10 protein-coding genes are annotated in these 13,948 nt (G+C 32.2%); all 10 read left to right on the forward strand.

Annotation, left to right across the window (positions count from 1 at the left end; all coding sequences use genetic code 11):
- Positions 1-3: 3 nt before the first annotated feature.
- The 10 genes from rplJ to rplD all read left to right on the forward strand — a co-directional run bounded on the left by rplJ (position 4) and on the right by rplD (position 13,948).
- Entirely contained in the window at positions 4-522 is a 519-nt protein-coding gene (gene rplJ, locus ACTTA6_RS01930; RefSeq protein WP_428081222.1) for a 50S ribosomal protein L10, read from the forward strand.
- Between the two features lie 6 nt (positions 523-528).
- Positions 529-894 carry a 50S ribosomal protein L7/L12 gene (gene rplL / locus ACTTA6_RS01935; protein ID WP_440614287.1) on the forward strand — a complete coding sequence of 122 codons (366 nt, stop codon included), beginning with the start codon at positions 529-531 and terminating at the stop codon, positions 892-894.
- A gap of 56 nt (positions 895-950) precedes the next feature.
- A complete protein-coding gene (gene rpoB / locus ACTTA6_RS01940) occupies positions 951-5,036 on the forward strand; it encodes a DNA-directed RNA polymerase subunit beta (protein WP_440614288.1) in 4,086 nt (1,361 codons plus the stop codon).
- Complete coding sequence (gene rpoC, locus ACTTA6_RS01945) at positions 5,036-9,208, forward strand: DNA-directed RNA polymerase subunit beta' (protein ID WP_440614289.1); 4,173 nt, start codon at positions 5,036-5,038, stop codon at positions 9,206-9,208. The genes rpoB and rpoC overlap by 1 nt, the downstream gene beginning before the upstream one ends.
- Positions 9,209-9,377: 169 nt before the next feature.
- Complete coding sequence (gene rpsL, locus ACTTA6_RS01950) at positions 9,378-9,749, forward strand: 30S ribosomal protein S12 (RefSeq protein WP_075506813.1); 372 nt, start codon at positions 9,378-9,380, stop codon at positions 9,747-9,749.
- Positions 9,749-10,219 carry a 30S ribosomal protein S7 gene (gene rpsG / locus ACTTA6_RS01955; RefSeq protein ID WP_075506812.1) on the forward strand — a complete coding sequence of 157 codons (471 nt, stop codon included), beginning with the start codon at positions 9,749-9,751 and terminating at the stop codon, positions 10,217-10,219. Before rpsL ends, rpsG begins: the two co-directional genes overlap by 1 nt.
- Before the next feature lie 6 nt (positions 10,220-10,225).
- Positions 10,226-12,304, forward strand: a complete 2,079-nt coding sequence (gene fusA, locus ACTTA6_RS01960; protein ID WP_440614290.1) for an elongation factor G — start codon at positions 10,226-10,228, stop codon at positions 12,302-12,304.
- Complete coding sequence (rpsJ, locus tag ACTTA6_RS01965; protein ID WP_023853699.1) at positions 12,304-12,612, forward strand: 30S ribosomal protein S10; 309 nt, start codon at positions 12,304-12,306, stop codon at positions 12,610-12,612. The genes fusA and rpsJ overlap by 1 nt, the downstream gene beginning before the upstream one ends.
- Positions 12,613-12,614: 2 nt before the next feature.
- Positions 12,615-13,325 (forward strand): 50S ribosomal protein L3, encoded by a 711-nt coding sequence (gene rplC, locus ACTTA6_RS01970; protein WP_440614291.1) that lies wholly within the window; start codon positions 12,615-12,617, stop codon positions 13,323-13,325.
- A complete protein-coding gene (gene rplD / locus ACTTA6_RS01975; RefSeq protein WP_440614292.1) occupies positions 13,325-13,948 on the forward strand; it encodes a 50S ribosomal protein L4 in 624 nt (207 codons plus the stop codon). The genes rplC and rplD overlap by 1 nt, the downstream gene beginning before the upstream one ends.

The following is a 13,948-nucleotide window of genomic DNA, read 5'->3' on the forward strand; positions in this document are numbered from 1 at the left end:
ATGATGAACAAAGAACAAAAGAAAAATTATATTGAAGAAATGACTTCTAAATTTGAGAGTAGTAAAGCTGTGATGGTTACACACTATCAAGGCTTAACAATGACTCAATTAGATGATTTAAGAGCAAAAATGAGAGAGCATGGTATCGTCTTTAAGATTACTAAAAACAGAATCACAAAATTAGCATTAGAAAAAACTAAGTGTAAAGATTTATCCAATCTTTTCACAGGTCCAACAGCGGTTGCATTCGGTGAAGATGCAATAATGTCTGCAAGGATCTTATCCAAATTTGCTAAAGATAATGAAAATCTCAAATTAATTGGTGGAATAATGGATGATGAGGTCCTGGATCAGGCCGGTGTCCAAAATGTTGCTAGTTTACCTACACTTGATGAAGCAAGAGCTAATATTGTAGGTATTTTAAACGCTCCAGCCTCAAAATTAATTAGTATTTTGCTTGCACATTCGGAAAAAATGAGTAGTTTGTCCGCAGAAAATTCTGAAACACAACCCAAAGAGTAGAAAAATATGCCTGACCTAAATAAAATTATTGAAGACTTATCAAGTTTGACTGTCGCTGAAGCAGCCGAACTTTCAAAACAGTTAGAAGAAAAGTGGGGTGTAACTCCAATGGCAGCAGCAGCTCCAGCAACAGCAGGTGGTGCAGCTCCAGCAGAAGAAAAAGATGATTTCACTATCATGTTAGTTTCTGCAGGTGATAAAAAAATTAATGTTATTAAAGAAGTAAGAGCGGCTACTTCATTAGGTTTAAAAGAAGCAAAAGATCTTGTAGAGGGTGCACCAAAAGAAGTTAAATCAGGTGTTAACAAAAAAGAAGCTGAAGAGATCAAAGCTAAATTAGAAGCTGCTGGCGCAAAAGTAGAACTTAAATAAATTAATTAGAAAGAATTCAAATACTGATTATTTTTAGTCAGTATTAATAAATATAGATGCAATTATCTTTTACTGAAAAGAAAAACATTAGAAAAAGTTTTGGTAAACTAAAAGAAAGCTTATCAATTCCAAATCTTATTGAAGTTCAAAAAAATTCTTACAAAGAATTAACCGAATTCTATGCTGAAACCGAATTAACAAAAGGTTTTGATAGAGTTTTTAAGAGTATTTTTCCAATTGAAGATTTAAATGACAAAGCAACTCTTGAATATGTTTCATACAGGTTAGAAAAACCTAAATTTGATGTTGAAGAATGTATAACAAGAGGTTTAACTTATTCTTCAGCTCTTAAATGTACTTTAAGATTAGTTGTTTACGAAATAGATCAAGAAAACAATACTAAAGATATTTTATCAGCAAAAGAACAAGAAGTTTACATGGGTGAAGTACCTATGATGACTAATAGTGGGACGTTTATTACCAATGGTGTTCAACGTGTTGTTGTAAACCAAATGCATAGAAGTCCAGGAGTTTTCTTTGACCATGATAAAGGAAAAACTCATGCAAGTGGAAAATTATTATTTAATTGTAGAGTAATACCTAACAGGGGATCATGGTTAGATTTTGAATATGATGTTAAAGATTTTTTATATTTTAAAATTGATAGAAAGAAAAAAATATTTGCTTCAACGTTACTTTTAGCTTTAGGTTTTTCTAAATCAGAAATTGTTGATGAGTTTTATGATAGTGAGCAATATACTTTTGATCCTAAGACAGAAAAATGGAAAACTAAATTCAATCCTGAGAATTATAAAGCTAAAAACTTTTCAGAAGAAGTAATTGATGCAAAAACTGGTGAAGTAGTAATAAAATTAGGTGATAAAATTAATTTTTTAAATGCTAAAAAATTAGCTAATGACGGACTTAAAGATATTTTAGTTTCAAGAGAATCTCTTTTTGGAAAATTCTTACATAGAGATGTTAAAGTAAGTGATGAAGAAGAAGGTACTTTTAAAATTGGTACCGAACTTAATGATACAATTATTCAACAAATACTGGATGCGAATATTCACAATTTACAAATATCCGTAACAAATTCCATAAATAAAGGACCATATTTATTAACAACCGTTTTGGCTGACAAAAATAACTCTAAAGATGAAGCTATAACTGAAATATATAAAATGCTAAGACCTGGTGAGCCACCAACAATAGAGATAGCCACACAAATATTTAACAATCTTTTCTTTAGCTCAGACAGATACGATCTATCTGATGTTGGTAGAGTTAAAATGAATTCAAGATTAAACCAAGAGTGTTCTGATAAAATTACGATCTTAAGAAATGATGATATTATTGCAATTATTCACAAAATGTTAGATTTGCGAGATGGTAAAGATGATGTTGATGATATCGATCATTTAGGAAATAGAAGAGTACGTTCTGTTGGTGAATTAGTTGAAAACCAAGCGAGAATTGGTGTTTACAGAATGGAAAGGGCTATTAAAGAAAAAATGACCACTTTAGATGTTGAGTCAGCGATGCCACAGGATTTAATTAATGCAAAACCTTTAACTGTTTCACTAAAAGATTTTTTTGCTAGCTCTCAACTTTCACAGTTTATGGATCAAACGAACCCATTGTCAGAAATTACACATAAAAGAAGAGTTTCTGCTCTTGGACCAGGTGGACTAACAAGAGAAAGAGCAGGATTTGAAGTTCGAGACGTTCACCCAACTCATTATGGAAGAATTTGCCCAATTGAGACTCCAGAGGGGCCAAACATCGGTTTGATAAATAGTTTATCAACTTATGCAAAAATAAATAAATATGGCTTTATTGAAAGCCCATATAAAAAAGTAAAAGATGGAGTTGTACAAGATAAAGTTGAGTATTTATCTGCAATGGAAGAAACCAAATTTACAATTGCTCAAGCAAATACAAAGTTAGATAAAAATGGAAAGATAGTTGAGGAGCTTGTTTCTTGCAGACAAAATTTAAACTTCCTTTTATCAAAACCAGATGCAATTGATTATATCGACGTTTCACCAAAACAACTTGTTTCTGTTGCAGCATCTTTAATACCTTTCTTGGAAAATGATGATGCTAACAGAGCTCTAATGGGTTCAAACATGATGAGACAAGCAGTTCCTCTTTTAAAACCAGAATCACCATTGGTTGGTACTGGAATTGAAAGTGATGTGGCTTTAGACTCTGGTGTAACGATTGTTGCCAAGAGAGATGGAGTTGTTGATAAAATTGATGGTAAGAGAATTGTTATTAAAGTAACAGAAGAAACTGATTTTAGTGAGTCAGGTGTAGACATTTATAACTTGCAAAAATTTAAAAGATCAAACCAAAATACATGTATTAACCAAAGACCACTTGTTAGAGTTGGTGATAAAGTTAAATCTGGTGATATTATTGCAGATGGTCCATCAACAAAATTAGGTGAATTAGCACTTGGAAAAAATGTAACAGTAGCTTTCATGCCATGGCAAGGTTACAACTTTGAAGACTCAATTTTGATTTCAGAAAGATGTGTAACTGACGATGTATTTACTTCAGTTCATATTGAAGAATACGAAATAATGGCAAGAGACACTAAATTAGGAGAAGAAGAAATTACTAGAGATATTCCTAATGTTAATGAAGAAGCTTTGAAAAATCTTGATGAGTCAGGAATAGTTTACATTGGAGCTGAAGTAAACGCTGGTGATATATTAGTTGGAAAAGTTACACCAAAAGGTGATTCAGCATCAGGACCAGAAGAAAAACTATTAAGATCAATTTTCGGAGAGAAAGCTATTGATGTCACTGATACATCTTTGAGAATGTCACGAGGTGCTAGTGGTACGGTTGTTGATGTAAGAGTATTTAACAGACATGGTATTGAAAAAGACGAAAGATCAATAACTATTGAAAGAGCTGAAATTGAACAAGTTCAACAAGATAAATTAGTAGAGGAAGAAATTTTAGAGAGAAGTATTAAACAAAGAGCTTCACAAATTTTATCAGGATCATCATTAACTAAAAAAGTAAAAGATTTATCTGAAGGAACAAAACTTGATTTTGATGCAATCAATAATCTTTCTATAAATGATGTATTTAAAATAACAGTTGGAAATGTAAATGATGAAGCAACTTTGGCACAACTTAAAAATCAATACAACAAAGCAAAACAAGACATTACAGAAAGATTTGAAGATAAAGTTTTGAAAATTAGAAGTGGTGATGATTTATTACCAAGTGTTATGAAAATGGTAAAAGTTTTTGTAGCTATTAAGAGAAGATTAAGACCAGGTGATAAAATGTCAGGAAGACATGGTAATAAGGGCGTTGTTAGTAAAATAGTGCCAGTTGAAGATATGCCATACAGAGAAGATGGTAGACCAGTTGATATTGTTTTGAATCCTTTAGGTGTTCCAAGTAGGATGAATGTAGGTCAAATTTTAGAAACTCACCTAGGTTGGGCTTGTAAAGAATTTGGTGAACAGATTAAAAATTTAGTTAACGAAAATAATAAAAAGATCGAAAGAACTGAAAAAATAGAAAAATTTTTAAAATCTGTTTATGGAGAAGACACTTTCAATGAAAAAGTAGATAAATTAAGTAAGAACGAATTTAAAGACCTGTGTGAAAACTTACAAAATGGTATTGCAATATCAACTCCTGTTTTTGATGGTGCTAAAGAGAAAAATGTAACTGACATGTTAGAGTTAGCGAACTTGCCAGGATCTGGACAAACTTATTTATGGGATGGAAGAACTGGAGAAAAATTTGATAGACCAGTTACAGTTGGAATAATTTATATGTTAAAACTTCATCACTTAGTTGAAGATAAAATTCACGCAAGATCTACAGGTCCTTACAGTTTGGTTACACAACAACCTCTTGGTGGTAAAGCACAATTAGGTGGTCAAAGATTTGGAGAAATGGAAGTATGGGCTCTTGAAGCTTACGGAGCTTCTTATACTTTACAAGAAATTTTGACTGTAAAATCTGATGATGTTGCTGGAAGAGTTAAAGTTTACGAAACTATAGTTAAAGGTGAAGAGAATTTCGAGTCTGGTATTCCAGAGTCATTTAACGTCTTAGTTAAAGAAATTAAATCATTAGCATTAAACGTGGAGCTTAATTAATGAAAAAAGAATTAACTGATTTATTTAAAGGAAGCGAAATTTCAGAAGCGCAAAATTTTAATAGCATTAAAATTTCTTTAGCTAGTCCTGAAAAAATTAAATCTTGGACATTTGGTGAAATTAAAAAACCAGAAACTATAAATTATAGAACATTTAGACCAGAGAAAGATGGTCTATTCTGCGCAAGAATTTTTGGACCAATCAAAGATTACGAATGTTTATGCGGAAAGTATAAACGAATGAAATTTAGAGGTATTATTTGTGAAAAATGTGGCGTTGAGGTAACAAAATCTAATGTAAGAAGAGAGAGAATGGGTCACATTAATCTTGCAACTCCTGTGGCACATATTTGGTTCTTGAAATCATTACCAAGTAGAATTGCACTTGCAGTAGACATGAAGTTGAAAGAGATTGAGAGAGTTCTTTATTTTGAAAACTTTATAGTAATCGAACCAGGATTAACTGGCCTTCAAAAAAACCAACTTTTAAATGAGGAAGAATTAGCAAAATATCAAGATGAATTTGGAGAAGAAAGCTTTACTGCAGGTATTGGAGCAGAAGCTGTTCTTGAGATGTTAAAAAATCTTGACTTAGAATTAGAGAGAAAAAATCTTGTTAGCTTTATTAAAGAGACTAAATCTAAAGTTAATGAAGAAAGAGCAATTAAGAGATTAAAATTAATAGAGTCATTTATCGAAACTGGTCAAAAACCAGAGTGGATGATTATGACTGTGGTTCCAGTTATTCCGCCAGAATTAAGGCCATTGGTTCCGCTAGATGGTGGTAGATTTGCTACTTCAGATCTTAACGACCTATATAGAAGAGTTATTAACAGAAATAATAGATTAAAAAGATTAATGGATCTTAAAGCTCCAGACATCATTGTTAGAAATGAAAAAAGAATGCTTCAAGAGTCTGTTGATGCTCTTTTCGACAATGGAAGAAGAGGTCGTGTTATTACTGGAACAGGTAAAAGACCACTTAAATCTCTTGCAGAAATGCTTAAAGGAAAGCAAGGTAGATTTAGACAAAACTTGTTAGGGAAAAGGGTAGATTACTCTGGAAGATCAGTAATCGTTGTCGGTCCAGACTTAAAATTACATGAGTGTGGATTGCCAAAAAAAATGGCTTTGGAGTTATTTAAACCATTTTTATACGCAAGATTAAATAAATTGGGATTAGCATCTACAATCAAACAAGCTAAAAAATTAGTAGAGAAAGAAACTAATGCTGTATGGGATGCATTAGAGTTAATCGTAAGAGAACACCCTGTTTTATTAAACAGAGCACCAACACTTCATAGACTTGGTGTTCAAGCTTTTGAACCAAAATTAATTGAAGGTGATGCAATTGAGCTACACCCTTTAACTTGTGCAGCTTTTAATGCTGATTTTGATGGTGACCAAATGGCTGTTCATGTACCTTTAAGTTTAGAAGCTCAGTTGGAAGCAAGAATATTAATGCTATCAACAAACAACATTCTATCTCCTTCAAATGGTAAACCTATTATTGTTCCAAGTCAGGATATGATTTTAGGAATATATTATCTTTCTCAGGAACCAGTATCGGATAAACCATCTGGATACTTTACTAATTCTGATCAAATAGAGTTTGCATTGTCTTCAGGTGAAATTAACGTTCATAGTACTATAATTTCAAGATATGAAACTGTTGATGAAAAAGGAAATAAGAAGATTGAAAAATACACATCAACTGCAGGAAGATTTTTATTAGCCAACCTATTACCAAAAAATAGCAATATTAAATTTTCATTAGTTGATAGATTGCTACCAAAAAAAGTTGTTTCTGAGATAATTGATGTGGTTTTCAGATTCTGTGGTCAGAAAACGACAGTTATTTTCTGCGATAAGCTTAAAGATTTAGGATTTAAGCATGCATTTAAAGCAGGAATTTCATTTGGAAAAGATGATTTAATTATTCCTGAAAATAAAACTCAATTAATTGATGATACTAAAAAATTAATTGCTGATTATGAAACTCAATATGCTGAAGGTTTGATTACAAGAGGCGAGAAGTACAACAAGGTTGTCGATGCATGGTCTAAATGTACTGATAAAGTTGCGGGTGAAATGATGAAAAGAATTTCTGCAACTGAAAAAACAGAAGAGGGCTTAAAAATAAATTCAGTATTTATGATGGCGGATAGTGGTGCAAGAGGTTCAGCAGCGCAAATGAAACAATTAGCTGGTATGAGAGGATTAATTGCAAAACCTTCAGGTGAAATTATTGAAAGTCCAATTATCTCCAACTTTAAAGAGGGTTTAACAGCCTTAGAGTATTTTAATTCTACACACGGAGCAAGAAAAGGATTAGCAGATACCGCGCTTAAAACAGCAAGCTCTGGTTATTTAACAAGAAGATTGTGTGATGTTGCTCAAGATTTAACAGTAACAAAAATTAAATGTGAAGAACCAGGTTTTATTGAACTATCAGAGATCTTAGAGGGTGGTAATGTAGTTGTTAGTTTGGCAGAAAGAGCACTGGGTAGAGTTACAGCTGCTGAAGTGAAAAATCCTTTGAGTGGTGAAGTAATAATCAAAAAGTCTGAAATGATTGACGAGGCAGGCTGTGATAAAATTGATGCAGCAGGTGTTAAATCTATAAAAGTTTATTCAGTAATGACTTGTAGTTCTAAAGAGGGTGTTTGTGCTACTTGTTACGGAAGAGACTTATCTAGAGGTAAAATGGTGCATGTCGGTGAAGCAATTGGTATGATTTCAGCTCAATCAATTGGAGAACCAGGTACACAGTTAACGATGAGAACATTCCACGTTGGGGGAACAGCTTCGGTTAAACAAGATAACCAAATTATCAGCAAAAGTGATGGAACATTAAAAATTATTAACTCAAATATTCTAGAAGACTCTAAGAAGAATTTAATTGTTATGGGGAGAAATACTCAACTTTCTATTGAGGATGATAAAGGAGTTCAAATAGCAGTTTATAAAGTTGCTTATGGATCAAGATTATTTTTTAATAATGGAGATAAAGTTAAAGCAAATACAAAAATTTGCGAGTGGGATCCATATACAACTCCAGTTATTGCTGAAAAGAGTGGTATTGCAAGTTATGTTGATTTAATAGATGGTGTTTCAATTCAAGAAACTACTGATGATGCAACTGGTATTTCATCAAAATCTGTGATTGATTGGAGAGGTCAATCTAAGAGTACAGATTTAAAACCAAGAATTACTTTAAGAGATGAAAAAGGAAATGTAATTAAAAAAGCAGATGACAATGAAGCTAGATATTACTTAGTACCAGATTCGATTTTATCAATTAAAGATGGTCAAAAAGTTTACGCTGGTGATGTTATTGCAAGATTACCTAAAGAAACAACGAAAACTAAAGATATTACTGGAGGTCTTCCAAGAGTAGCTGAACTTTTTGAAGCTAGAAAAGCTAAAGACAGTGCTATTATTGCCGAAAACGATGGAAGCGTTGTTTTTGGAAAAGAAGTTAGAGGTAAACAAAGAATTTCGATTGTTCCTGAAGACGGATCAGAACCATCAAATTATTTAATTCCAAAAGGAAAACACATTAACTTTAATCCTGGTGAAAAAATTCAAAAAGGTGAATACCTTTTAGATGGACAGCCATTACCGCATGATATTTTAAGAATTTTAGGTATTAAAGAATTAACAGAATATTTTGTTAATCAAGTCCAAGAAGTATATCGATTACAAGGTGTAATTATTAACGATAAACATATTGAAACAATTCTAAGACAAATGCTTAAGAAAGTTGAAGTTAAGGTATCTGGAGATTCAAGCTATTTACCGGGTGAAGTAGTTGATAGAATCAAGTTTGATAATACTAATGAAAAATTAGTTGCTGAAGGCAAAACTCCTGCAGTTGGAGAAAGAGTTTTAATGGGTATTACTAAAGCTTCACTTCAAACAGAATCATTCATTTCTGCTGCATCTTTCCAAGAGACAACAAGAGTATTAACAGACGCTGCAATTAAAGGGAAAGTTGATCCATTAAACGGTTTAAAAGAGAACGTAATAGTTGGAAGATTAGTTCCTGCTGGAACGGGTAATATCAAGAACAGATGGAACAACAAGGCCTTAGAAGATGATAATAGCTTCTTAGCAGAACAAGATAAACTTGAAGCTTCTGAGCCTGAAGAAACACAAGTAAATCAATAAAAAAATCACCTAAAAATTGCAGTTTTAGTTTGACAATAGCTGATTAATAAGTATTTTGGCGATGTTTTTGGTTGGAATGTAGTGCTCTTGAGGTACTAAACGCTGCCACAAAATAACCTGTCAGTTATTTTCATCTCAAAAATAAATTAATTAATTTTAAAAAAAAATTATGCCAACTATTAATCAGTTGTTAAGAAAAAAAAGAGTTAAACAAGTTTCTAGGAACAAAGTTCCTGCTTTACAGAAGCAACCTTTGAAAAGAGGTGTTTGTGTTAAAGTTTATACAACCACTCCAAAAAAACCAAACTCTGCATTAAGAAAAGTTGCTAGAGTTAGATTGTCAAACGGTTTTGAAGTAACTGCTTATATTCCAGGCGAAGGTCATAACTTACAAGAACACTCAGTAGTACTAATTAGAGGTGGAAGGGTTAAAGATTTACCTGGTGTTAGATATCATATCTTAAGAGGAAATTTAGATACACAAGGTGTTGCAAATAGAAAACAGAGAAGATCTTTATACGGAACAAAAAAAGGTAAATAATGTCTAGAAAAAAAACTCAACCCAAAAAAAATGTAGTTCCTGATCCAAAATTTAATTCAACTATAATTCCAAAATTAATAAATAACATCATGTATGATGGTAAAAGAGGAATTGCTGCAAAAATAGTTTATGAAGCAATAGAGAAAATCAAAACAAAAACTAAAGATGAACCTATAAATATTTTTAATGAAGCAATTAACAACATTAAACCAACTGTAGAAGTTAGGTCACGAAGAGTAGGTGGTGCAACTTACCAAGTGCCTGTTGAGGTAAAAAGTAAAAGAGCCCAAGCGCTTGCAATAAGATGGTTAGTTGATTCAGCTAGAAAAAGAAAAGACAAACACATGGCAGATAAAATTTTTAACGAACTGTATGATGCTTATGAAAAAAAAGGTGCTGCAGTAAAAAAACGAGAGGATGTTCATAAAATGGCAGAGTCTAATAAGGCATTTGCTCATTTTAGATGGTAAAAAATTATGGCTAGAACTCATAAATTAGATAAATATAGAAACATTGGGATCATGGCCCACATAGACGCTGGTAAAACAACTACTACAGAGAGAATTTTATATTATACAGGAAAAAGTCATAAAATTGGTGAAGTACATGATGGTGCTGCAACAATGGATTGGATGGAGCAAGAACAAGAGAGAGGTATCACAATTACTTCTGCAGCAACAACTTGTTTCTGGAATGACCACAGAGTTAATATAATTGATACTCCGGGCCACGTCGATTTTACAATTGAAGTAGAAAGATCTTTAAAAGTACTAGATGGTGCTGTGGCTGTATTTGATGGAGTTGCTGGTGTAGAGCCTCAATCTGAGACAGTATGGAGACAGGCAGACAAATACAAAGTTCCGAGAATTTGTTTTGTAAATAAACTTGATAGAACTGGTGCTGATTTCTTTAGATGTGTTGATATGATCAGAGATAGATTGGGTGCTAAACCATTAGTTTTACAAGTACCTATTGGAATTGAAGCTTCATTAACTGGTGTTGTTGATCTAGTTAAAATGAAAGCCCAAGTATGGAAAAATGAAGCACTAGGCGCAGAGTGGGAATATAAAGATATACCTGATGATTTAAAAGAAATTTCAGAAAAATACAGAACCGAACTAATTGAGTCTGCAGTTGAGCAAGACGAAAAGTTAATGGAAGCGTATTTAAACGGCGATGAAATTAAAGAGGAAGATTTAGTTAAATGTATCAGAAAAGGAACTTTAAATTTTAGCTTTGTTCCTGTTTTAACTGGTTCAGCTTTTAAAAATAAAGGTGTTCAACCTTTATTAGATGCTGTTATTAATTACCTTCCAAGTCCAGTAGATATTGGATCTATTAAGGGAACTAAAGTTGGTTCAGATGATGAAATTGAAATGAAGTTTGAGGATGGATCATCTTTTTCAGGTTTGGCATTTAAAGTTGCAAATGATCCTTTTGTTGGTTCATTAACATTTGTTAGAATTTATTCCGGTACAATTAAATCTGGTACAGCTGTGTACAATTCTTCATCAGATAAAGAAGAAAGAGTTGGTCGTATGCTTTTAATGCATGCAAACTCTAGAGAAGATATTAAAGAAGCAAATGCAGGTGATATTGTTTCCTTGGCAGGTTTAAAAAATACTATGACAGGTCATACTTTGTGTGACAAAGAAAATCCTGTTTTATTAGAGCCAATGGAATTCCCTGAACCAGTAATTGAAATTGCTGTTGAGCCTAAAACAAAAGGTGACCAAGAAAAAATGGGTGAAGCTTTAGCAAGATTAGCTAAAGAAGATCCATCATTTAGAGTATCATCTGATGAGGAATCTGGTCAAACAATCATCAAAGGTATGGGTGAGTTACACTTAGATATTATTGTTGATCGTATGAAAAGAGAATTTAAAGTTGAAGCAAATGTTGGAGCTCCACAAGTTGCTTACAGGGAGACAATAGAAAAATCAGCTGAATTTGAATATATACATAAAAAACAAAGTGGTGGCGCTGGTCAATTCGCTAAAGTAAAATTATTTGTTGAACCTCAAGAACCAGGTAAGGGTAGAGAGGTTGAAAGTGCCATTAAAGGTGGAGCTATTCCAAAAGAATTTATCCCCGGTGTTGAAAAAGGTATTGAGACAGTTTCTGATAGTGGAATATTAGCAGGTTTTCCTATGATTGATTACAAAGTAACGATTGTTGATGGTTTGCATCATGATGTAGACTCAAGTGTTCTAGCATTTGAACTTGCCAGCAGAGCATGTTTTAAAGAAGCTTGCACTCAAGGTGGATTAAAGCTTTTAGAGCCCATCATGAGAGTGGAAGTTGTTACTCCAGAAGATTATATGGGTGATGTAATTGGTGATCTAAACAGTAGAAGAGGCCAAATTAGCACTCAAGAGCAAAGAGGTAATGCAACTGTAATCACGGCAATGGTTCCTTTAGCAAATATGTTTGGCTACATAAACAATCTAAGATCAATGTCTCAAGGAAGAGCGCAATATTCAATGTTCTTTGATCATTATTCTAAAGTTCCACAAAACGTTCAAGATGAAGTAACTAAAAAGGTAGCAGGTTAATGGAAAAACAAAATATTAGAATTAAACTAAGAGCATACGATAATAAAGTTTTGGATGCTTCTACCGAAGAAATAGTTAATACAGTTAAAAGAACTGGAGCTACTATAAAAGGTCCAATACCACTTCCTACTAGAATTGAAAGATATACAGTTTTAAGATCTCCACACATTGATAAAAAAAGTAGAGAGCAATTTGAGTCTAGAACTCACAAAAGATTAATAGATATTATAGAACCAACACCACAAACAGTAGAAGCTTTAATGAAATTAGACTTAGCTTCAGGTGTAGATGTGGAGATAAAAATTTAATTATGAGCGAGATAGCTTTATTAGGTAAGAAAATTGGCATGACTAGAGAATTTTATAAATCTGGTCAGTTGGTGCCTGTTACAGTTCTTAAAGTTGAAAAAGCTAGAGTTATTCAAGTAATTGAAGAAGAAAAAAGAGGCTACAAAGCTGTTCAACTTGGATATGGAAAAATTAAAAATTCAAAATTAACAAAAGCAATGAAAGGTGTTTTTGCAAAGAAAAACACTGAAGCTAAGAAAAAATTAAAAGAATTTAGAGTAAACGATACTTCTGCTTACAAAGAAGGAAATGAATTTGGTTTAGAAATTTTTAAAGATATAAAATTTGTAGACACAAGATCAAAAACGATTGGTAAAGGTTTTGCTGGTGCAATGAAGAGACATAATTTTGGAGGCTTAAGAGCTAGCCACGGTGTTTCTATTTCTCATAGAGCTCATGGTTCAACAGGACATAGTCAAGATCCAGGTAAAGTTTTTAAAGGAAAAAAAATGGCTGGTCATATGGGTGATAAGTTAAGAACAATGCAAAATATCGAAATAATAAAAACAGATTTAGAAAATGAGTTACTTTATTTAAAGGGATCCATTCCAGGATCAAAAAATGCTGAAGTGATGGTTAAAAAATCAGTAAAAAATATAAACAAAATGACAATCAGTGAAAAGCAAGCTGCTGCTGAGGAAGCAAAAAAAACACCAGATAAAAAGAAAAAATAATGAAATTAGATAAAATTAGCATAGACGGAAAAAAAGATACTATTGAAGTCTTAGATAAAATATTTTCTGCAAAAATTAATCAAAAGTTAGTTGCTAGTGTTTTATACAAAACAAATGCCAACTACAAAGGTAGACACGCTAAAACTAAACAACAAAATGAAGTAAAAGGTCCAACATCAAAAATTTATGCACAAAAAGGAACTGGTGGAGCAAGACATGCTAGTAGAAAAGCTCCTATTTTTGTTGGTGGTGGTATAGCTCATGGTCCAAAAGGTGAATTAGCTTACAAAAAAAGAAAGTTAAATAAAAATGAAAAGAAACAAAGTGTTGCTTCTTTAATTACTGAAAAAAATAATAATAAGAACTTATTAATTTTAAGTGATTTTAATTCTGAAATTAAAAAAACAAAAGAAATGAATTCAATAATTAATAAACTAGAGATTTCTAATTCATTAATTATACTTGATAAAAACTCTAAAGATAAGATAGAAAAATCTGTAAGAAATATTCCTAACGTAAAAGTTACTGACGTAAATCATTTTAGTGCTTACGATATTATAAAATTTAAGAAAGTAGTTTTTACTGAAAGCTCAGTAAAAGAATTGGAGAAAAGGTATTCTTAA

It is taken from the genome of Candidatus Pelagibacter sp. HIMB1636, assembly GCF_052047675.1.
Lineage (GTDB): Bacteria > Pseudomonadota > Alphaproteobacteria > Pelagibacterales > Pelagibacteraceae > Pelagibacter.